This is a genomic window from Photobacterium minamisatsumaniensis (genome assembly GCF_050336695.1).
Taxonomy (GTDB): domain Bacteria; phylum Pseudomonadota; class Gammaproteobacteria; order Enterobacterales; family Vibrionaceae; genus Photobacterium; species Photobacterium minamisatsumaniensis.
This window is the reverse complement of sequence record NZ_JAKJSI010000041.1, coordinates 52852-72790: the sequence shown is the minus strand read 5'-3', so window position 1 is coordinate 72790 and position 19939 is coordinate 52852. Positions and strand designations below refer to the sequence as shown.

The following is a 19939-nucleotide window of genomic DNA, read 5'->3' as shown; positions in this document are numbered from 1 at the left end:
GCCCTGAGATGAGTCATCCCTGATACTTTAAGTATCCTAAAGGGTTGTTGGAGACTACGACGTAGATAGGTCAGGTGTGTAAGTGCTGCGAGGCATTGAGCTAACTGATACTAATTGCCCGTGAGGCTTAACCATACAACACCCAAGGGGTTTTTACGGAYTCCACAAACGCTTGAATGTGAAGCGAGAACTAGTCAGATTTTCCCAGATTGCTATTTKCTGCCATAAGGCRGTAGATAAAACAGAATTTGCTTGGCGRCCATAGCRTTATGGACCCACCTGATCCCATGCCGAACTCAGTAGTGAAACGTAATAGCGCCGATGGTAGTGTGGGGTTTCCCCATGTGAGAGTAGGACATCGCCAGGCTTCAAATTTAGATATTCATATTGAACGATGGRTATCGGATAGATACGCAAGTATTTATCACCGTGTGGAGCGGTAGTTCAGTTGGTTAGAATACCGGCCTGTCACGCCGGGGGTCGCGGGTTCGAGTCCCGTCCGCTCCGCCACTTTATTTAAGACAAAGTTAAGTCTTTAAAACAACTACAGGGGTGTAGCTCCAATTGGCAGAGCAGCGGATTCCAAATCCGCGTGTTGGGAGTTCGAATCTCTCCACCCCTGCCACTTTCGAAAGCCTCGACAGCAATGTCGGGGCTTTTTTGCATTTGTTGCTTCTTCGAAGCAATGTTGGGATAACTAGGCGTCCCCCTGGATCGCCAGCCGGGTCGAATCTCTCCACCCCTGCCACATTAAGTCTTATCGATTATGCGTCTCAGCTTAAATGTTAGAGCCAGCTTTAGTATCTTCGCGCTTCAATGCTAGTAATTTGTGCACTTAACTGCTTCTGGGCGACAAAACATATCGTCATGGGCGTTGCTGCATTCATTGACAACTTTAGTGATTGCCTTTCCTCGGCTTGATGATCGCCCCTTGTATCGCTCACCGAAGATATTTAATTGGCATTGATACATGCGGTCATTATTATGGCGGCTGTGTTGTTTCTGGTTTAATTGATCCTCCAAACTGTTAACCCTGTGGGTTAAAAGTTTGATTTGGTATTCAAGCTCTCTGATACGTTCGTCATTGTTTGCCGTGGCAAACGGTGATGAGGCTATTAGAACGAATGCCAAGAGTGGGAGTATTTTATTTTTCATAGTATTAGATTTAATTGAACGATGTTTTATTGCATTGGATTTTAGCAAAAAATCGTTACTGTTTGTATGTGCAATAAAGCGAAAAGAAGATAGATAAACCTAGATTGACGTGGTGCTGACAAAAAATGGCTGCGAAAAAGGCCTGTGAGATGGTATCTTGTGGCTTTTATGTTTGAGTAAGATTGGAGTATATATGCCACATCTTCGTTTTCGTGCTGTTGAGTTTGATGATGTAAAGTCATTGTCAACTAAGTTAACTGACGATCTACAGCCACTAATGGCGTGCCCTCGTGAAGATTTTACCCTTGAGCATATCTCGTCCTCATTCATCTTTGATGGTGATGTATCCGACGCATACCCATTTGTCGAAGTACTATGGTTTGATCGTGGGCAGGAGATTCAAGATCAGGTTGCAGAGCTGATCACGAGTGCTGTCCGCTTACAAACCCACTCGCCAGATCTTGATGTAGCCGTGATTTTTCATGTATTAACGCCTACTGCTTATTACGATAACGGCAGTCACTACTAAATAAAACACTCTCATTTAAGTCTTTGTTTCTTGTTAGCGGTTCGATATTAGGTTGGTTTGATGGCGCGTTATACCAAAGTTATGGCTGGGCTAGGAGCTGTTGCCGGAGCATTAGGGATCAGTGCGCTGAATTGGTCTTTTGATGTATCAGAAGTGCCGGAGATAAGTGAAAATGTGCTGGCGCCTCAGTTCTCTTATAGCTGTATTAAGAGTGACTTAGCTCAGCCTTTGGATCAAGATGGTTCGTTCTCTGTTTCAGTATGGAATATTTACAAGCAACAGAAAGAGAATTGGCGCCAAGAGCTGGAGAGGTTCAGCCAAGACAGTAACTTGGTTTTACTGCAAGAAGCCAGTTTAACTACTGAGCTGAAGACTTACCTCGATGATGCCCCGTGGAAAGTGAGGATGGCGAATGCGTTTAAATTCCTCAATACACCTGCTGGGGTAATGAACCTGTCATCTGTGAATGCAAAAACGACTTGTGCTTACCTTGCGATGGAACCATGGTTACGCTTGCCAAAGTCGGCTTTGCTTTCTGAATTTGTATTGTCGAATGGCCAGACTTTGGCTGTCGTTAACCTGCATGGTGTCAACTTTGCACTTGGCCTTGAAGAATATAAAGAGCAGTTTAATAGTTTAAAGGCGGTATTGAGCAAGCATATTGGCCCGATTATTTTAGCTGGTGATTTTAATACGTGGCGCCAAGCAAGGCTCGATGTGGTTGATGAATTTGCTGAAAGCCTAGGGCTGGTAGATATCCGTTTACGACAGGATCGCCGTATTAAGGTATTTGGTAAGCCGTTGGATCATCTTTATTATCGTGATCTTCAATTAATGAAAGCAGAAGCACCCAAAACGAATGCTTCTGATCATAACCCGATTCTTGCCAGCTTTAAGCTACGATAATTAGAATAGGCCAAACAATTAGAGTCAGTAGCCAAGGTAGGCCTGCTACAATAATTGACTTCGCACGATCATAGTCAGTCCAGGCACTTACTGCGGCATAGCTTAATGCAATGTACCAAGGTGCTAGCAAAGGTATGGTCGTGGTAAAGGGTGACCAAGGGCTATCTAACGGTAGTTTCAACAAACCATTTAAACTGTTTAGATCAGCGGCATTCGGCAATATATTGTTAGTATTGAATACGGCATTCAAGTAGCTGGCAAAATCACCTATGACAGCAGGCAGCATGATAAAGCATGATGCAGCCAACCACTTACCGAAGCTGTGTTTATGACTGTTGCTTTTGGTTGATAGATTTAACCACAGCGCCAAGACAAAAATACATGCTGTACGGCCAATTACATCACTGAATACTTCACCAGCTAATAATACTTCTTTAGTTAACCAAGACTCTTGTACTTGCTGGTCGACGTTTGAAAGTTGATCCATTAGCATTTGTTGAAGCCACGCTAAATCAACGTTGTTGAAATAGGTTCCCCAGAAAAAGAATGGCCCAAAGATGATCATCAAGTATGGGAGAAACGCCCATTTAGGGCGTTCATATATAGCTGCAAAGCAGTCAATCGGGGAGCGGAAAGTATCGACGACCGCGACAAACGGATTTTTAGAAGGTGTCATACACTTACCTTCGTGACATCAACATATAGTTTCAGCTTTTGCCCCGGCTTCAAGTATTTCTGTCCACTTATCTGGTTCCACTTCACCACATCAGCCACTTTCACTTGATAGCGTTGAGCTATTGAGCTGAGGTTATCGCCTGAGCGAACTTGATAGAATACGGTACGAATGACGCCGCCGCTCTCGCTGTCTTTCCACAGTGTGAGCTTCTGGCCAACGCGTAGGGTGGTATTTTTGCTGATGCCATTCCACTTAGTAATCTCATCGATGGAAACCTTTTGGCTACGAGCGATTGTCCATAAGCTATCTCCAGACTGCACACTATAGGTTGTGCGATAGCCACTACCATGACTGCGCTGGGTGTTATTAGCCATACGAACCGCGGTGGTATCACTATCCTGCATAGCCACAGGAATTAGGATATAGCGGCCAACACGGATGCTACTCCCTGTCATATCGTTAGCACGTTGGATTTGCTTTGTTGTCGTCTGGTGCTTCTGTGCCAATACACTCAAGGTATCGCCTGATTGCACTTTATAGCGAACGACATTTAGCCCTTGTTGACCGCTGTTGGCAAATTCTGCGTTAAATCGGTCGACTTTATTAAGAGGCAATAGGAGGTGACTAGGTCCTTCAGGCGCGGTGGCCCACTGGTTATAGCCGGGGTTTAAGCCTTGTAGATCTTTCAGTGACATACCTGCATATTTTGCGGCCATAGCCAAGTCCATTTGAGTCTTCGGCTCAACCAGTTTTACAGCAGGTTTGTTCGCAATAGCCGGAATTGTCATGCCATATTTCTGTTGGTTTTTGATCACGTCAGCAACGGCAAGCAACTTGGGCACATAGCCACTGGTTTCTTTCGGTAGAGAGAGAGACCAAAAGTCGGTTGGTTTACCCGCGGCTTTATTATTGCGAATGGCGCGGAATACACGACCTTCACCAGTGTTATAGGCAGCGAGTGCATGAAGCCAGTTGCCATCAAACTTGCGGTTTAGGTACTCAAGTAGATCAAGTGCAGCTCGGGTTGATTCAACAACATCGCGGCGACCGTCATACCACCAGTTTTGCTCAAGACCAAAACTACGTCCTGTTGGGGCAGTTATTTGCCATAAGCCTGCTGCGCGGCCATGTGAGTAAGCAAACTGATCAAATGAACTTTCTACGATAGGTAATAATGCGAGTTCAAGAGGTAAGTCACGTTTTTCAATTTCTTCTGTAATAAAGTACAGGAATGGTTCTGCTCGCTTGGCAACGGTATTAAGGTGGCCTGGGTAGCGTAAATACCAGTCACGGTAGTAGTTAACCTGTTTGTTATCAGGAATATCAGCGGTTAGCTGCATGCTGATACGTTGCCAAACATCGGCTTGCTCTTGTGGCGTTGGTTCTTTGACCTTTTCGACAACCGATGGCTGTGCTTTTGGGGTCGTTGCCACGGCAGGGGCGACTTGTGCCGCAGGCTTTTTGTCTGTTGTTGTGTTCGTCGGTTCTTCGACTGTGTTTTTAGTATTTGTGATTTGGCAACCAGCCAGTAATAGCGCGCTCGCCAAAAAAAATCGGGATTTCATGTGTCCAGCCTATAACCAAAATAGTTGGTGATAATACTTGTCCAACTACCTTGGTTACAAGTGACCTATGTCAAAATTCGTCTTTCCAACGACGCAGCGCGGCAAAGGTTTCGACATCGCTGTCGTCAACTGCTTTATTTGCAACTGATTTTTTGATGCTAGCTTGATCGCAGCGTAGGAAGGGATTTATCAATTTTTCTTGCTTCAAGGTGCTAGGGATGGTGCTAACCCCTTGTGCGCGCAGCCTACTTACATCTTCACGGTAACGTTGAAGGTGAGGGTTGTCTTGCTCGGCAACTAAAGCAAAGGCTAAATTACTGCTAGTGTATTCATGAGCGCAGTAGATTTTTGTCTCATCGGGCAAAGCAGCGATTTTTTGTAACGAATGGTACATTTGTCCTGCTGTGCCTTCGAAAAGGCGGCCACAACCAGCAGAAAAGAGTGTATCACCACAAAATAGTTTTTCATCACCCACGTAAGCAACATGGCCAGCTGTATGACCCGGCACCCCCAAAACCATGAAACGCTCACCGAATATTTCAACTTGATCGCCGTCTTCTACCGATTGAGATACACCTGGAATAGGCTCGGCGGCAGGGGCTACGACATTGAGGTTTGGGTAAGCTCGCTTTAGTTCGCTAATCCCACCAACATGATCATGGTGGTGGTGGGTAATAAGGATTGCATCAAGGTGTAGCTGTTGTTCTTCTAATACTTTAATGACAGGGGTTGCGTCACCCGGGTCAACGACAACACAATGGTTATCGGGATTGTGAATTAGCCAGATGTAATTGTCATTAAATGCAGGTATGCTTTTAACTGTTAGCATGAACTTGTCTCCAGCCTTTTGATGTTGAGCACTTTATTGGAATTGCTATGAAGCCAGCCCGCACGTTGAAACATATTGATCCCCCCCACAGTTGGTCACAAGTGGTCAACGGCGAATGGGCAGCAGAACTGCTTCAGGCTCAGCTTGATGAATGGTGGCCAAAGTTATTTGGTTACCATATGTTAAAGCTGGGTGGTTTAAGTTGTGAGTTAGCCAGTGGCCATTGTAACATCCAGCACCAAATTTGCATTGATAAGTTCAATCCACTGCATAATGTCATTGCTGATCCATTTGCATTACCTTTTGTAGAAAAATCATTTGATGCATGTGTTGTTGCCCATCAATTAGATTATTGCACCGACCCTCACCGTCTCTTACGAGAAGTCGACCGGGTAACGGTGGATGATGGCTATATGCTAATTAGTGGTTATAACCCTATCAGTTTATTGGGAATGCGTGGGCTCTTGCCATGGAATAGAAAGCGTCACCCATGGACTGGAAGGATGTTTATGCCAATGCGTATTAAAGATTGGCTAGGTGTTTTGAACTATGAAGTGGTTTTCCATGAAAACTTTGCGGTCCTGCCTGCTACTCGGCATAAAGCATGCTCGGCATGGGTTGAAGGGATGCTGTCTGATAGTTGTGCGCCCATTGGCAGCTTGTACCTAATTGTTGCTCGTAAGCGAACATTCCCCTTAAAGCCAATCAAGCCAACTTGGAAATTACGGCGACAGTTATCTCCTGTAGGTTTGAACTGTCGCACGAAAGCCAGTGAGAAACATCGCTGTTAAACAGGAAGCAGGAGGCTATTAGCTGGCCTTGTAGCCTACATCGTCCTGAGTCGGAGATTCTGCCGCCGTGCGAGCTAGATCATCACACCGTTCATTTTCTGGATGACCAGCATGGCCTTTTACCCAATGCCAAGATACTTGATGGCGCTGGGTTTCATTATCTAAACGCTGCCATAAATCTGCATTTTTTACGGGTTTCTTATCGGCCGTTTTCCAACCGCGCTTTTTCCAATTATGGATCCATTGTGTGATCCCTTGGCGTACATATTGGCTATCTGTCGTGAGATCGACATGGCAGGGTTCTTTTAAGCTAGCAAGGCCAACGATGGCCGCGAGTAGCTCCATACGGTTATTGGTCGTCATGAAAAAGCCGCCGTTGAGTTCTTTTTCATGTTGTTTATAGCGTAAAACGGTACCGTAGCCACCGGGTCCAGGGTTGCCTAGGCAAGAACCATCTGTGAAAATCTCTACCTGCTTGGTCATATTTGGTAGTATTAGCATTAGTTGAAAACTTGAGTCTGACACAATCATTACTATGAAAGCCACTAATGAACGCATAATTGTATTCGATACAGAAACAACTGGTATGAATATGACCGGCCCTCACTATGAAGGCCACTGTATTGTCGAAATCGGTGCGGTTGAGATCATCAACCGAAAACTGACCGGTAATAGTTTCCATGTTTATATCAAGCCTGATCGATTAATCGATCCTGAAGCGATTGATGTTCATGGTATTACCGATGAATTCTTAGTCGATAAGCCGTTGTACAGAGAAGTGCACGATGAGTTCATGGAATTCATTCGTGGGGCAGAATTGGTTGCACATAATGCACCCTTTGATACCGGCTTCATGGATTATGAATTTGGCAAAATTGACCCGTCAATTGGTAAGACGGCCGATTTCTGTAAAGTTACAGATACCTTGGAAATGGCGAAGCGCCTGTTTCCAGGAAAGCGTAACAACCTCGATGTGCTTTGTTCCCGTTATGGTATAGATAACTCGCACCGAACATTGCACGGGGCATTACTCGATGCCGAGATTTTGGCTGACGTCTATCTGTTGATGACGGGTGGACAAACATCGTTAGCCTTAAGTGCTGGCAATGAAGATCGTGATGCTGGTGCAGAAAATGAAATCCGACGACTGGCTTCAGGGCGAAAAGCATTAAAGATTATTCGCGCCTCTGCCGATGAAATAGAAGCGCATGAATCGCGTTTAGATATTATCGATAAAAAGGGTGACGTCATGTGGCGTCTGTAGAGGTATTATGAGGCGATTATGGTGGTTCGTACTCCTTTTACCCGTATTGTCGTGGGCAAATGACAATACGGTAATGACGTGGCTAGATAATCGCTTCCGTGTTGACCCGACGGTTGAGCAAGTCTCGTTTATGGTTAAGCGAGAGAAAGGAAGCCGCTCTGTCGTGCTGGTTCGGCCCGATGGCAGTAAATATTACTCGTGGCGCCACCCAGAGAATGTCGCTTGGTATGAAGAGCCGGGCATGGACATTATCTCGATTGATAATCCGATGCCTGGTCCGTGGCAGGCTGTCGGAAAAGTCACACCTCGAAACAAAGTTGTTGTCCTGTCAGAGCTGCAGTTGAATGTCGACTCGTTACCAACACGCTTATACCAATCTGAAACCCTCAAGTTTACGGCTCGCCTAACCCAGAATGGTAATTTGCTCACACGCAAAGATTTTTTGGATCGGGTGAAGCTTTCTGTGGTGTTTTATGAATATATTGAAAATGAAGACGATTTACCGAAAGAGTCGCAGCCTACTCCGATAGTACTTGGGGAGTTTGCTGATGATGGGCTTGGCTTTGATGAGCAGGCTGGCGACGGTGTTTTTACGGTTGCCTTACCTATGGATATCCAGCCGGGTAAATATCGCGTTGAAATCAGCTCAGCGAATGGGGTCTTTCTTCGCACTGTTGAACAAGAAGTATTGGTATATCCCCCGCCAGTCCGAGCCAGCTTTATTCAAGGAAGAGGATCGAGTGAGTCGCATCAAGTAGTCGTCGAGGCTGAAGATGGGGCATTGAAATTAGGTTCGTTGGCGGCGCATATCGAGCAAGTCAGCATGGACGGTGATAAAACAATCCGCCAGCAGGCTGCCCTCGGAGAAGAAAGCAGTTTGAAAGTCTGGTTACCTAACGGTAAAAAAGCAGGACGCTATACATGGTCTGGCTGGCTCTATGCGACGGATAACTTTAACAATCGTGAACTTATTTTTCAGTTGCCAGAGCGCCATTTTGCTGTAATGGCAGAGCTTCAGCTTGACCGAAATCTAGAAGCATTCCGTGCACAGCAAGAAGAAAAAGCGAGGCAAGCAGAAATCCAGCAGCTGGAAGCTGAGAGGCAGGCAGCGCGTTCAATTGCCTTAAAAATTATCGCTGGTGTTAATTTTGTCATCATCATATTAGCTGTGGTTGGAATGATTGTTTGGCGTAAATGGAAAGTGAAAAAGCAGCTAGATACAGTAAACATTGAAGCCCCAACAACCTGATATTGCTTGTTCCGAAATAAAAAAAGGGAAGCCTTGGTATTACACCTGCAGGCTTCCCTTTTTTATTTATGATATTGAATACTAGGTATTGGCTTTCTAAGCAGCAATATTTTTTTGAGTATCTTGATACGGATTAGCAGCGAGATCTTGTGGTTCAAAGTCATCGACATTGATGGTACGTAGTCGGCCTTCCTCTGCTCGATACAGCAGCTCAGCTTCCTCACTATTGATTGCATTAAGGGCTAGCCCTGTTTCAGCCACTTTATCGAGCTGCATAAAGGGCATTTTCTTCCCCGCAGCCTGGCAAACTCGGTCGTAGATAGGCTCGGCGGCTAAAATATCTTTTAATGCCGCTTCAATCATACCAACGGCATTATTTTCAGTGGCTTCTAAATATTGATTGCGACCAATTCTGCTACGGGTCTCACACGGTGTCTGAATAAGATGTGCGACTTGGTGATCAAGTTTATCTGATGGTCGAACACGGCTTAACCCCAGCGGGAAAACCATGACGCGAAGGGCTGCTGCAATTGGTCGGTTCGGGAAGTTACGCAGAAATTCATCTAGCGCTTCTTGGGTTTGATAAAGTGAATCTTGTAGTCCCCAATGCACCAGAGGTAAGTCTTCTTTTTTACATCCTTCATCGGTGTAGCGTTTTAATGTTGCAGAGGAGAGGTAGAGTTGACTTAATACATCCCCAAGGCGCGCCGATAAACGTTCTTTTCGTTTCAGTGAGCCACCTAACACAGCCATAGATATATCAGCTAAAAGTGCCAAGTTTGCACTGTAGCGATTAAGCTGTTGGTAATAGCGTAAGGTTGGGTCTTTGCGTGGTGCAGAAGAGCCGCGGCCATCGGATAAGCCGAGCCAGAAAGAACGAACCATATTACTTATGACAAAGCCAACGTGACCAAATACCGCGCCATCAAAAGCGGTTAATGCTTTTACTTCATCGTCATCATAGGCGGCATTCATTTCATCTAATACATAAGGGTGGCAGCGAATGGCGCCTTGGCCAAAGATGATCATCGAACGGGTCAATATGTTTGCCCCTTCAACGGTAACAGCGATTGGTGCTCCTTGGTAGCTTCGTGCGAGGAAGTTACTTGGCCCCATACAGATGCCTTTCCCCCCTGCGATGTCCATTGCATCGATAATACTTTTCTGCCCTCTATGGGTGCAGTGGTATTTGACAATGGCAGAGATAACAGAGGGTTTCTCTCCTAAATCAATGCCTGAGACGGTTAAATTACTTGCTGCATCCATGACGTAGGCATTACCGGTAAGTCGAGCGAGTGGCTCTTCAATACCTTCCATTTTACCAATGGGTAACTTGAACTGGCGGCGAATTCGAGCATAAGCACCTGTTGCCATGGCTGCGGTTTTTATGCCGCCTGTCGAGTTGGATGGGAGCGTAATACCACGACCAACAGATAAGCACTCAACCAACATACGCCAGCCTTGCCCAGCCATTTCCTGGCCACCAATGATAAATTCAATAGGTACAAAGACTTTGTCCCCTTGAGTCGGACCATTTTGGAATGGCACATTCAACGGGAAGTGACGACGGCCAATATCGACTCCTTCGATGTCGGTTGGGATCAGAGCACAAGTGATACCTAGCTCCTCTTCGTCACCAAGTAAGTGGTTTGGGTCAAAGAGCTTAAAGGCCAAGCCAAGTACCGTAGCAACGGGCGCGAGGGTGATATAGCGTTTATTCCACGTTAGCTCCATACCAAGGACTTCTTCTCCTTGCCATTGGCCTTTTTTAACAATACCAAAATCTGGAATTGAACCTGCGTCAGAGCCCGCTTCAGGGCTCGTTAGTGCAAAGCAAGGGATCTCTTGTCCTGCAGCCAAGCGAGGGAGGTAGTGATTTTTTTGGTCGTTTGTGCCGTAGTGTTGGAGTAACTCGCCTGGACCTAATGAGTTAGGTACGCCAACCGTAGAAGAGAGAACACCGGATACACCGGTCAACTTTTGTAAAACGAGTGACTGTGCATAGGCTGAAAACGCTAAGCCGCCGTATTCTTTTTTGATGATCATCGCAAAGAATTTGTTGTCTTTCAGGTATTGCCATACTTCTGGCGGGAGATCGGCAAGATCGTGCGTGACCTGAAAATCATTGACCATACGGCAAACTTCTTCGACAGGGCCTTCAAGAAAGGCCTTTTCTTCCGCACTCAATCGTGGTGCAGAAATATCATGGAGTTTATTCCAATCAGGTGCGCCTCTAAATAAGTCAGCTTCCCACCACACGGTTCCTGCATCGATAGCTTCTTTTTCAGTGCGGGACATTTCTGGCATTACACTTTTGAAAGCGTTTAATGCTGGGCGACTAAGCAGCGATTTTCGTAGGGATGGTACATTTAGCGGTATAGCGATAACGAGGAAAACTAACCAGCTTATTTGGCCTGTTACATTAAGAAGTGAGCCAAGCATTAGCAAAGCTGCAATCGCAATAGTAAAGGTTCGAAGATTAGTGCGGTGATAAGCAAGCACACCGATTATACCAATCAGCCCTAGTAGGTACGCAAGGGTAACCATGATTTATCTCCTTATATGGGCGTAGCGTTATTATTATGTAGGTACATCATACTCAAGGTAAGAGGTCTAACCACTCGAAGTAAATTGTAATTCAATCTTTAATAAAATGTAAATTAAATTTAATTTTTGCTAGTGGGAGGTTACGTAAAGATGTCTTGGCAGCCTTTGTAAAAGGCTGTGTTTATCGAGTAAGCACTCGTCAGTATATTTTTTGTGTCGCAGAGCATGCTTCGCTATCGGCGTCTGTTGAGCGATTATGTGAACAATTGGTGATAAAGAATCACAATGTTCAGCAGCAAGAGTCGACACCTCTCAGTGTTTCTTTGTACACTGCAAGTCAAGGCGTATAAAAACAGCCAAGCTGTAATAGAATATTGAAGAATTAGAGTAGAGCCTATGTACCAAGATATGATCCGTGCGGAGCTTAACGAGGCCTCTGAAGTATTGAATCGCTTTCTGAGTGATGATAAACACCTCGCTGATATTGAAGCGGCAGCAAAACTGCTAGCAGAGTCGTTTAAACAAGGTGGTAAGGTACTGTCTTGTGGGAATGGTGGCTCGCACTGTGATGCGATGCACTTTGCTGAAGAACTAACAGGTCGCTACCGCGAAAACCGTCCAGGCTACCCTGGTATCGCGATTTCTGATCCAAGCCATATGTCGTGTGTAAGTAACGATTTTGGTTATGACTATGTATTTTCTCGCTACCTTGAAGCCGTCGGCGCAAAAGGCGATGTGCTATTTGGCCTATCAACGTCTGGTAATTCTGGCAATATAATTAAAGCCATTGATGCTGCTAAAGCGAAAGGGATGAAAGTGATAGCCCTTACCGGCAAAGATGGTGGGAAAATGGCTGGTTTAGCGGATGTTGAAATTCGTGTGCCGCATTTTGGTTTTGCTGACCGTATTCAAGAAGTGCATATCAAGATTATCCATATCTTGATTATGTTGGTTGAGAAAGAAATGGCTGAGTAACCACTGACTGTGGTGGCTAGCCTATGTGATAGAGCATGATGGACTATGTGTGAATTACTTGGCATGAGTGCCAATGTGCCAACTGATATTTGTTTTAGTTTTACAGGTTTAATGCAGCGTGGTGGCAATACTGGGCCACATCGTGATGGCTGGGGAATTACCTTCTATGAGGGGAGGGGGTTTCGTACATTTAAAGATCCTAACCCTAGCTGCCAATCGCGTATTGCGGAACTAGTGCAGGAATACCCAATAAAAAGCTGTGCGGTCGTTAGCCATATTCGGCAGGCAAACCGAGGCGGAGTTAATTTAGAAAATACCCACCCATTTACACGTGAACTTTGGGGACGTTATTGGACTTTTGCGCATAATGGCCAGTTAACGGGGTATCAATCTTTAGATACTGGGCGATTTAAGCCCGTTGGTGACACGGATAGTGAAATTGCTTTTTGTTGGTTACTTAATCAACTAGAAGCTGAATACCCTGAACCAACCGATGACTGGGAAGCGGTTTTTGAATTGGTCGCGAAGAGTTGTGACACGTTAAAAGAACTTGGCGTGTATAACATGCTGTTAAGTAATGGCGAGTATGTACTTACGTACTGTACCAATAATTTACATTGGATAACGCGTCGGGCACCGTTTGGCCAAGCCTCGTTGATTGATGAAGATGTAACGATTGATTTTCAACAAGAAACGACACTCAATGATGTGGTGACGGTGGTTGCAACTCAACCGCTGACCAATGATGAAAGCTGGCATAAAATGCAGCCGGGAGAGTTCGGTGTGTTTCATTATGGTGAATTGGTCCATAACCGAACGGTTTGATACTGCAGAGTTCATAAAAATAAAAACGCGACCGAGGTCGCGTTTTTTATAGGGTCGGTATGGAGCCAAGACGATTAGTCTTCCGTTGCATACCCCTGTTCTGACAGTATTTCACCATCAACGACGGCTTGCTCACCGTTCATTATTGCCCGCTGCTGAAGACACCAATTTGCGACAAGAGGATAGATACGGTGCTCTTGTTCTTGCACTCGTTCGGTAACTTCTTCTACAGTATCGCCATTAAAAATGGGCACTTTAGCCTGTAGGATAACGGGGCCACCATCTAGCTCTTCAGTAACAAAATGTACACTGGTACCATGCTCAGTATCACCGGCGTCAATGGCTCGCTGGTGGGTATTAAGGCCCGTGTATTTAGGCAGCAACGACGGATGGATATTGATCATTCGCCCTTGGTAGTGACGAACAAACTCGCCGCTCAGAATCCGCATGAATCCAGCCAGAATCACTAAATCAGGCTGGTAGTTATCAATTAACACAGACATTGCCTGATCGTATTCTGCACGATCTGTAAAATCTACTGCTGATAAATGTAGCGCATCAATGCCTGATTCTTTTGCCCGTTCAAGGCCGTAAGCGTTCGCTTTATTTGATAATACAGCGGCGACTTTCGCATTTTCAATGATGCCTGAATCACAGGCATCAATGATAGCTTGAAGGTTAGATCCGTTTCCGGAAATAAGAACGACGATATTTTTCATCGGCTTACAGGATCTCCACCTGTTCTTCACTTGCATCAGCGTTAGCAATGCTACCAAGCAGCCATGCATTTTCGCCTTCAGCGTTCAGAATGTTGATAGCTTGCTCTGCTTGCTCTTGTGGAAGCGCAATGACAAGGCCAACACCACAGTTAAAGGTGCGGTACATTTCGTAAGTATCAACATTGCCAGCATCTTGTAGCCAGTTAAAGACAACAGGCCACTCCCAGCTATTACCGTTAACGACTGCTTTCGTACCTTCCGGTAGAACGCGAGGGATATTTTCCCAGAAACCACCACCTGTAATGTGTGAAATAGCGTGAACATCACAGCTTTCCATCATTTTCAGTGTTGATTTTACGTAGATTTTTGTTGGCTCTAGTAGGTGATCAGATAGTGCTTTACCTTCAAGTTCTTGGCTTAAATCAGCGTCTGATACTTCAAGAATTTTACGGATCAAAGAGAAACCGTTTGAGTGAGGGCCGCTAGAACCCACAGCAATTAGAGCATCACCTGCTTTAACCTTGCTACCATCGATGATGTCAGCTTTTTCGACAACACCAACACAGAAGCCAGCGACGTCATAGTCTTCGCCATGGTACATACCTGGCATTTCAGCTGTTTCACCACCAATCAGTGCACAGCCAGATTGAATACAGCCTTCACCAATACCTGCAACAACTGCAGCAGCAGTGTCTACGTCTAACTTACCTGTTGCGTAGTAATCAAGGAAGAACAGAGGTTCGCCACCTTGAACAATCAGGTCGTTTACACACATGGCTACTAAGTCGATACCAATTGTATCGTGCTTGTTTAAATCCATCGCTAAACGAAGTTTTGTGCCCACGCCGTCTGTACCAGAAACTAATACCGGCTCTTTATACTTGGTTGGTAGGGCACATAGTGCACCGAAACCACCAATTCCGCCCATTACTTCGGGACGGTGGGTGCGTTTGACCACCCCTTTAATACGATCAACTAATGCATTACCTGCATCGATATCAACACCAGCATCTTTGTAACTAAGAGAAGAGTTATTGTCGCTCACAGGAGATCCCTCAACGTATTAAAGTAAAAAAGCGGGGCTATGATAACAGCAGTCAGGGCGGAAAGGGAAACGTTTGCGTCAATAAATATTGCTGGCTAATTCTTGAGCAAACGATGACGTAAGCACTATCTAGCTACAATTGGTCTAGTGTATAATAATGCGTTTTTTTTAAATTTTGCGTGTCTAGGAGTCAGAGATGAAAGTCGTTGAGGTGAAACACCCGTTAGTAAAACATAAGATTGGTCTTATGCGTGAAGGTGATATCAGCACTAAGCGTTTTCGTGAGCTAGCAACAGAAGTTGGTAGCTTGCTTACGTACGAAGCGACTTCAGATTTCGAAACAGAAAAAGTGACGATTGAAGGCTGGAATGGTCCAGTTGAAATTGATCAGATCAAAGGTAAGAAAGTTACTGTAGTGCCAATCTTGCGTGCGGGTTTGGGTATGATGGATGGTGTACTTGAGCATATGCCAAGTGCGCGCATTAGTGTTGTCGGTATTTACCGTGATGAGGAAACACTAGAGCCAGTCCCATACTTTAACAAGCTGGCGTCAAACATCGATGAGCGTATTGCATTGGTTGTAGATCCAATGCTAGCGACTGGTGGCTCTATGATTGCTACATTAGACCTATTGAAAGAGCAAGGTTGTAAGCAGTTTAAAGTTCTGGTGTTGGTTGCTGCTCCTGAAGGCATTGAAGCGCTTAAGAAAGCACACCCAGATGTAGAGCTGTACACTGCAGCAATTGATGAAAAGCTAAATGATAAAGGCTACATCGTCCCTGGTTTGGGCGATGCGGGTGATAAGATCTTCGGCACGAAGTAATTACTCGAGCGAAAAAAAACCGGACGATAGTCCGGTTTTTTTATATCTGAGGTTTAGCAATATGTATCAATGCTAGTGGTGATTTTCATCGATTTGAGCGTTATCAACAACGTGATTTTCACCAAGATCATCAGGTAAGATCAGGTTTAGGAGTATCGCAACGATACCGCAAAGACTTACCCCTTGTAGGCTAAACTCGCCAATACCAAATGCCATACCGCCAATACCAAATACGAGAGTAACAGCCACAATCACTAGGTTACGAGCTTTATGTAAATCAACTTGGTTTTTGATGAGGGTATTTAGCCCAACAGTGGCAATTGAACCAAACAACAGGATCATTATACCGCCCATAACCGGGACTGGAATTGTTTGAAGCATTGCGCCGAGCTTACCCACAAACGCTAATACCAACGCGGTTACCGCAGTCCAAGTCATAATCACAGGGTTGAATGACTTTGTTAACATTACAGCGCCTGTTACTTCTGAATATGTGGTATTGGGTGGAGCTCCAACCATTGAAGCCGCAATCGTTGCCACTCCGTCACCAGCTATAGTGCGATGTAGGCCTGGTTTTTTTAGGTAATCCTTACCCGTAACATTCGATATTGCTAGCATGTCACCTACGTGTTCGACAGCAGGCGCTATCGCTACAGGGATCATAAATAATACGGCATTAATGTTGAACTCAGGAAAGGTAAAGTTTGGCATGGCCAACCAGCTAGCTTGTTGAACGGGCGTAAAGTCAACAACGCCGAATGCCAAGCTTGTCATGTAGCCAGTAACGATACCCGCCATGATAGGCATGAGCTTGAAGAAACCTTTTGCAAAAACACTAACCCCAATCGTTACTAGTAGGGAAATTGCAGAAATCCAGATGGCAGCATCACCATTAACGAGCTGAACGGCACCGTCACCTGTTTTGCCTACAGCCATGTTCACAGCAGCGGGGGCCAAGCCGAGGCCTATGACCATAATTACAGGACCCACCACGACGGGAGGAAGTAGTTTATGGATAATACCGACGCCACGAACTTTAATGACGACACCCATGCAAATATAAACCACCCCTGCCATCATTAGGCCGCCCATGGTTGCAGCAATGCCCCAGGTTTGGACGCCGTACATGATAGGAGCAATAAAAGCAAAAGAGGAAGCAAGGAAGATTGGGACAGATCGTTTGGTGATAACTTGGAAAAGAAGTGTGCCGATACCAGCACCAAATAGGGCAACGTTAGGATCCAGCCCTGTTAAAAGGGGTACCAAGACTAAGGCACCAAATGCGACAAATAGCATTTGAGCACCCTGTAATATCTGCATCATTATAAATTCCACCCAAGCAATAAAAAAAATCGCGGAATGTTATCACAGTAGAAAACGTTTGCCTAAGAAGGGAGATCAATTATTTGCTCGATACATTGTGTTACTTATGTAAAAACGGAATTATCACAATTTACTGACGATGGATTACTTGTAATGACAGATACTTATTAGCAATTCGTGGTGAAAATACTTAAAAGAGTTCGAATTTTGTGTCAGAAGCAGTTGCCGAGCGAGATACGATCACTTTATGATCAGGCCTTAATTAAGTAATGAATGAGTTTACTATGTTGCGTGTTGCGTTACTTTTCATGGTGATATTAGCCCTGCCGTTAAAAGCGGCAACGGTTACCAACTTGTATCAAGCGCAGGTGATACTGCCAGATACGGATAGACAGTCTGAGCAAGCCGCTCGTAATCAGGCGCTGCAACAGGTGCTGATCAAAGTTTCTGGTCAGAGTGGGATAATACAAAATGAAGTGATTGCCAAAGCAATCAAGAATAGTAGTCAGTATGTTAGTCAGTTTGGCTATGGTAATTTGGATGGTCAACAAACACTGGATTTGACGTTTGACCGTGCGCGGATCCGTAACTTGTTAACGCAAGCGGGTTCCACACTATGGGGTGAGCAGCGTCCAAATGTACTGATATGGCTGGTCGAAGATGCCAACCGAAGCCGTAATATTGTATGGGATCAGTCCAGCAATGCTTTATTACAGGATGTAAAACGTGCATCAGATGTGCGTGGTTTACCTGTGATGTTACCTATTGGTGATTTTGAAGATGTTACAGCAATTAGTATTCCCGATCTTTGGGGTGGATTTATTCAGCCAATATCGAGTGCGAGCCTTCGTTATCAGCCAGATGCCATCGTAGTTGCTCGTTCACGTCAAATGAATGATGGAAGTGTACAACTTGGCTGGCAACTTTTTGCGGAAAAAGCAGACCGTCTTGCCACGGCTCAGTTAGTACCTGTAGAAGGGCGTATTGAAGCAACGAAGGCAGAGGCCATAACTCAAATGGTGGGCCAGATTACTGATCATTTGGCGGCAAAATATGCGGTGCCACTTGGAGGCGATAATTCTGGTTTAGTGTCGGTGGTGGTGGATAATATTCAATCATCAGAAGATTTCTTTACACTAGAGCGAATGATGACCAACTTAACGTCTGTTGCTGCGGTAAATGCGCATAAAATCCAAGGGCAGAGTGTTGAGTTTACCGTTCAGCTCTTAAGTACTGAAGATGCCTTTCAGCGAGAGTTAAGCCAAGACCGTCGACTTTCATCAGCAATGCCTGTTGCTGCAGAAGACACGCAAGCGAGCGAGGTCATTGAGGCTGAGGAAGAAATCAACAGCGAGCCAACGGTTGAGGGAATGATCCGGGCGACTCAGTTACAAGCACCAGAATCGACGTCTAAGGCAAGTCAACCTATTGATACAGAAGGAGTATCAATCTCTGTGCCTGACGTAGAAAATAGCAGCAGCGAAGAACTAGAGGTGGCACCTGTTAATACGCGTCCAGCGAAGCAAGCCCAAGTATTCCATTGGACGCCTTAGTCGTCTCTATGTGATTTGAATCTTGAAAAAACGGTGGGCATGCCCACCGTTTTTGATCGTACTACGATAATTTTTTAGGACCTTGGCTCTTCATGTCGGGCTTTTTCTTCTTTCTCTACTTGAGATAATCGCTTCAGCTTTATTCCTAACTCTTTACCTCGCATCCGCGCAAATAAAATGTTGGCTATAAATGCGCTAGTCGTCAGTATGAGTTCGACTAACGCCAGCCAGCGTTCACCTTCATCCACACATAGCAAGGTAAGAGCATGAAGGAAGTAAAACATTAAAATGAAGTTAGCCCAGGCGTGGGTATAGGGTTTACCCGCTAAAATGCCTTTTAGAGGAAGCAGTATAGGCAGCATCCATACACCGGCAAGAACGATACTGTTAAGGTGTGGGTGTGGCGATAAGGTGCTTTGCCATAAACCCACCCAGCCTAATAAAGAAAGGTTCGCCGTTAGTGCCGCATAGCGTAAGCTGCGGGTTGTTTTACTCATCGCGGTCATGTGACATCCTTTTATGACCTATTCGTACCCAGTGAGCGGGGTATAGTGATCATTGTAATTTAAGCGCAGCTTGAGCTAGCCGTTTTCCCATCGCTTGTGCGAGTTCACACTCTTCTCGGCTTAACTGCCGGTCTGATCCATGATTCAAGTGAGATGGCCCATACGGTGTACCGCCTGATGTTGTTGTATGCAAAGCAGGCTGTGAGTAGGGGATCCCCATGACTAACATGCCGTGATGTAGCAATGGCAACATCATGGATTGCAGGGTCGTTTCTTGGCCTCCATGCATCGATGATGAGGAGGTGAAAACACATGCAGGCTTACCAATAAGCGTGCCTGATAACCATTCAGTGCTGGTCGAATCAATAAAGTGTTTTAACGGTGCTGCCATATTGCCAAACCGTACAGGACTTCCCATTGCTAGCCCGAGACATTGATCGAGATCGTTTCGAGAAACCAGCAGATCACCTTGTGATATCTCCGTGGTTTGACCGAGATGGTTGATATCGGCCACTGTGCGTAAAACGGCTTCACAATTAGCAACTTGTTCGATTCCACGGGCTATTTGTCGGGCGAGTTGGCGTGTACTGCCATGACGACTGTAATAGAGCACTAAAATACTATTCATCAATCTGCCTTAACTGCGGTGTTAGCCAATC

At 45.3% G+C, this 19939-nt stretch carries 19 protein-coding genes, 2 tRNA genes and 2 rRNA genes; 13 read left to right on the top strand and 10 right to left on the bottom strand.

Going from position 1 to position 19939, the window contains the following annotated elements; genetic code table 11:
* The 6 genes from L4D78_RS21165 to L4D78_RS21140 form a co-directional block, all read left to right on the top strand.
* Window positions 1-135, top strand: a 23S ribosomal RNA gene (locus L4D78_RS21165); the annotation flags it as partial.
* 116 nt (window positions 136-251) lie between these two features.
* Window positions 252-367 (top strand): 5S ribosomal RNA (gene rrf / locus L4D78_RS21160).
* 66 nt (window positions 368-433) lie between these two features.
* Window positions 434-510 (top strand) — tRNA-Asp (locus tag L4D78_RS21155).
* A gap of 38 nt (window positions 511-548) precedes the next feature.
* A tRNA-Trp gene (locus tag L4D78_RS21150) sits at window positions 549-625 on the top strand.
* 723 nt (window positions 626-1348) lie between these two features.
* Window positions 1349-1684 carry a DUF1904 domain-containing protein gene (locus L4D78_RS21145; RefSeq protein WP_428468749.1) on the top strand — a complete coding sequence of 112 codons (336 nt, stop codon included), beginning with the start codon at window positions 1349-1351 and terminating at the stop codon, window positions 1682-1684.
* Between the two features lie 60 nt (window positions 1685-1744).
* On the top strand, window positions 1745-2590 hold the full coding sequence (locus L4D78_RS21140) for an endonuclease/exonuclease/phosphatase family protein (protein ID WP_428468748.1): 846 nt from the start codon (window positions 1745-1747) through the stop codon (window positions 2588-2590).
* On the opposite strand, the gene L4D78_RS21135 is transcribed toward L4D78_RS21140, so the two are convergent.
* From L4D78_RS21135 to gloB, 3 genes are all read right to left on the bottom strand, one after another.
* Complete coding sequence (locus L4D78_RS21135; protein ID WP_428468747.1) at window positions 2577-3266, bottom strand: Yip1 family protein; 690 nt, start codon at window positions 3264-3266, stop codon at window positions 2577-2579. The genes L4D78_RS21140 and L4D78_RS21135 overlap by 14 nt on opposite strands.
* Window positions 3263-4831 (bottom strand): lytic transglycosylase, encoded by a 1569-nt coding sequence (locus L4D78_RS21130; RefSeq protein ID WP_428468746.1) that lies wholly within the window; start codon window positions 4829-4831, stop codon window positions 3263-3265. The genes L4D78_RS21135 and L4D78_RS21130 overlap by 4 nt, the downstream gene beginning before the upstream one ends.
* 70 nt (window positions 4832-4901) lie before the next feature.
* Entirely contained in the window at window positions 4902-5660 is a 759-nt protein-coding gene (gene gloB, locus L4D78_RS21125) for a hydroxyacylglutathione hydrolase (protein WP_428459490.1), read from the bottom strand.
* A gap of 47 nt (window positions 5661-5707) precedes the next feature.
* Between gloB and L4D78_RS21120 the strand changes: the two genes are divergently transcribed.
* Window positions 5708-6451, top strand: coding sequence for a methyltransferase domain-containing protein (locus L4D78_RS21120; protein ID WP_428468745.1), 744 nt, complete (start codon window positions 5708-5710; stop codon window positions 6449-6451).
* Between the two features lie 18 nt (window positions 6452-6469).
* Here L4D78_RS21120 and rnhA read toward each other — a convergent pair whose 3' ends face one another.
* Window positions 6470-6934 (bottom strand): ribonuclease HI, encoded by a 465-nt coding sequence (gene rnhA / locus L4D78_RS21115; protein ID WP_428468753.1) that lies wholly within the window; start codon window positions 6932-6934, stop codon window positions 6470-6472.
* A gap of 52 nt (window positions 6935-6986) precedes the next feature.
* Between rnhA and dnaQ the strand changes: the two genes are divergently transcribed.
* Both dnaQ and L4D78_RS21105 read left to right on the top strand, forming a co-directional pair.
* Window positions 6987-7715: a DNA polymerase III subunit epsilon gene (gene dnaQ, locus L4D78_RS21110; protein ID WP_428459493.1), complete on the top strand. Its 729-nt coding sequence runs from the start codon at window positions 6987-6989 to the stop codon at window positions 7713-7715.
* Window positions 7716-7722: 7 nt separating this feature from the next.
* Window positions 7723-8964 (top strand): TIGR03503 family protein, encoded by a 1242-nt coding sequence (locus L4D78_RS21105; protein WP_428468744.1) that lies wholly within the window; start codon window positions 7723-7725, stop codon window positions 8962-8964.
* A gap of 96 nt (window positions 8965-9060) precedes the next feature.
* Here the strand turns inward: L4D78_RS21105 and fadE are convergent, their stop codons facing one another.
* Window positions 9061-11511, bottom strand: a complete 2451-nt coding sequence (fadE, locus tag L4D78_RS21100) for an acyl-CoA dehydrogenase FadE (protein WP_428468743.1) — start codon at window positions 11509-11511, stop codon at window positions 9061-9063.
* A 396-nt stretch (window positions 11512-11907) separates the two neighbouring features.
* Between fadE and lpcA the strand changes: the two genes are divergently transcribed.
* Window positions 11908-12486, top strand: a complete 579-nt coding sequence (lpcA, locus tag L4D78_RS21095) for a D-sedoheptulose 7-phosphate isomerase (protein ID WP_428468742.1) — start codon at window positions 11908-11910, stop codon at window positions 12484-12486.
* A 45-nt stretch (window positions 12487-12531) separates the two neighbouring features.
* Window positions 12532-13311 (top strand): class II glutamine amidotransferase, encoded by a 780-nt coding sequence (locus L4D78_RS21090; RefSeq protein ID WP_428468741.1) that lies wholly within the window; start codon window positions 12532-12534, stop codon window positions 13309-13311.
* A 74-nt stretch (window positions 13312-13385) separates the two neighbouring features.
* On the opposite strand, the gene purN is transcribed toward L4D78_RS21090, so the two are convergent.
* Window positions 13386-14030: a phosphoribosylglycinamide formyltransferase gene (purN, locus tag L4D78_RS21085; protein ID WP_428468740.1), complete on the bottom strand. Its 645-nt coding sequence runs from the start codon at window positions 14028-14030 to the stop codon at window positions 13386-13388.
* 4 nt (window positions 14031-14034) lie between these two features.
* Complete coding sequence (gene purM / locus L4D78_RS21080; RefSeq protein WP_428468739.1) at window positions 14035-15075, bottom strand: phosphoribosylformylglycinamidine cyclo-ligase; 1041 nt, start codon at window positions 15073-15075, stop codon at window positions 14035-14037.
* 196 nt (window positions 15076-15271) lie between these two features.
* Here purM and upp point away from each other — a divergent pair, with 196 nt between their 5' ends.
* On the top strand, window positions 15272-15898 hold the full coding sequence (upp, locus tag L4D78_RS21075; RefSeq protein ID WP_428459500.1) for a uracil phosphoribosyltransferase: 627 nt from the start codon (window positions 15272-15274) through the stop codon (window positions 15896-15898).
* A gap of 72 nt (window positions 15899-15970) precedes the next feature.
* Here the strand turns inward: upp and L4D78_RS21070 are convergent, their stop codons facing one another.
* Window positions 15971-17221 carry a uracil-xanthine permease family protein gene (locus L4D78_RS21070; protein ID WP_428468738.1) on the bottom strand — a complete coding sequence of 417 codons (1251 nt, stop codon included), beginning with the start codon at window positions 17219-17221 and terminating at the stop codon, window positions 15971-15973.
* A 284-nt stretch (window positions 17222-17505) separates the two neighbouring features.
* On the opposite strand from L4D78_RS21070, the gene L4D78_RS21065 reads away from it, so the two are divergent.
* Complete coding sequence (locus L4D78_RS21065; protein ID WP_428468737.1) at window positions 17506-18774, top strand: DUF2066 domain-containing protein; 1269 nt, start codon at window positions 17506-17508, stop codon at window positions 18772-18774.
* Between the two features lie 74 nt (window positions 18775-18848).
* Here the strand turns inward: L4D78_RS21065 and L4D78_RS21060 are convergent, their stop codons facing one another.
* Together L4D78_RS21060 and wrbA are read right to left on the bottom strand one after the other, a co-directional pair.
* Complete coding sequence (locus tag L4D78_RS21060) at window positions 18849-19280, bottom strand: DUF2069 domain-containing protein (protein ID WP_428468736.1); 432 nt, start codon at window positions 19278-19280, stop codon at window positions 18849-18851.
* A gap of 49 nt (window positions 19281-19329) precedes the next feature.
* A complete protein-coding gene (wrbA, locus tag L4D78_RS21055; protein WP_428468735.1) occupies window positions 19330-19908 on the bottom strand; it encodes an NAD(P)H:quinone oxidoreductase in 579 nt (192 codons plus the stop codon).
* Window positions 19909-19939: the final 31 nt, after the last annotated feature.

Coding starts and splice junctions, on each gene's coding strand:
- L4D78_RS21145 (WP_428468749.1), top strand. CDS start 1,349: ATGCCACATCTTCGTTTTCGTGCTGTTGAGTTTGATGATGTAAAGTCA.
- L4D78_RS21140 (WP_428468748.1), top strand. CDS start 1,745: ATGGCGCGTTATACCAAAGTTATGGCTGGGCTAGGAGCTGTTGCCGGA.
- L4D78_RS21135 (WP_428468747.1), bottom strand. CDS start 3,266: ATGACACCTTCTAAAAATCCGTTTGTCGCGGTCGTCGATACTTTCCGC.
- L4D78_RS21130 (WP_428468746.1), bottom strand. CDS start 4,831: ATGAAATCCCGATTTTTTTTGGCGAGCGCGCTATTACTGGCTGGTTGC.
- gloB (WP_428459490.1), bottom strand. CDS start 5,660: ATGCTAACAGTTAAAAGCATACCTGCATTTAATGACAATTACATCTGG.
- L4D78_RS21120 (WP_428468745.1), top strand. CDS start 5,708: ATGAAGCCAGCCCGCACGTTGAAACATATTGATCCCCCCCACAGTTGG.
- rnhA (WP_428468753.1), bottom strand. CDS start 6,934: ATGACCAAGCAGGTAGAGATTTTCACAGATGGTTCTTGCCTAGGCAAC.
- dnaQ (WP_428459493.1), top strand. CDS start 6,987: ATGAAAGCCACTAATGAACGCATAATTGTATTCGATACAGAAACAACT.
- L4D78_RS21105 (WP_428468744.1), top strand. CDS start 7,723: ATGAGGCGATTATGGTGGTTCGTACTCCTTTTACCCGTATTGTCGTGG.
- fadE (WP_428468743.1), bottom strand. CDS start 11,511: ATGGTTACCCTTGCGTACCTACTAGGGCTGATTGGTATAATCGGTGTG.
- lpcA (WP_428468742.1), top strand. CDS start 11,908: ATGTACCAAGATATGATCCGTGCGGAGCTTAACGAGGCCTCTGAAGTA.
- L4D78_RS21090 (WP_428468741.1), top strand. CDS start 12,532: ATGTGTGAATTACTTGGCATGAGTGCCAATGTGCCAACTGATATTTGT.
- purN (WP_428468740.1), bottom strand. CDS start 14,030: ATGAAAAATATCGTCGTTCTTATTTCCGGAAACGGATCTAACCTTCAA.
- upp (WP_428459500.1), top strand. CDS start 15,272: ATGAAAGTCGTTGAGGTGAAACACCCGTTAGTAAAACATAAGATTGGT.
- L4D78_RS21070 (WP_428468738.1), bottom strand. CDS start 17,221: ATGATGCAGATATTACAGGGTGCTCAAATGCTATTTGTCGCATTTGGT.
- L4D78_RS21065 (WP_428468737.1), top strand. CDS start 17,506: ATGTTGCGTGTTGCGTTACTTTTCATGGTGATATTAGCCCTGCCGTTA.
- L4D78_RS21060 (WP_428468736.1), bottom strand. CDS start 19,280: ATGACCGCGATGAGTAAAACAACCCGCAGCTTACGCTATGCGGCACTA.
- wrbA (WP_428468735.1), bottom strand. CDS start 19,908: ATGAATAGTATTTTAGTGCTCTATTACAGTCGTCATGGCAGTACACGC.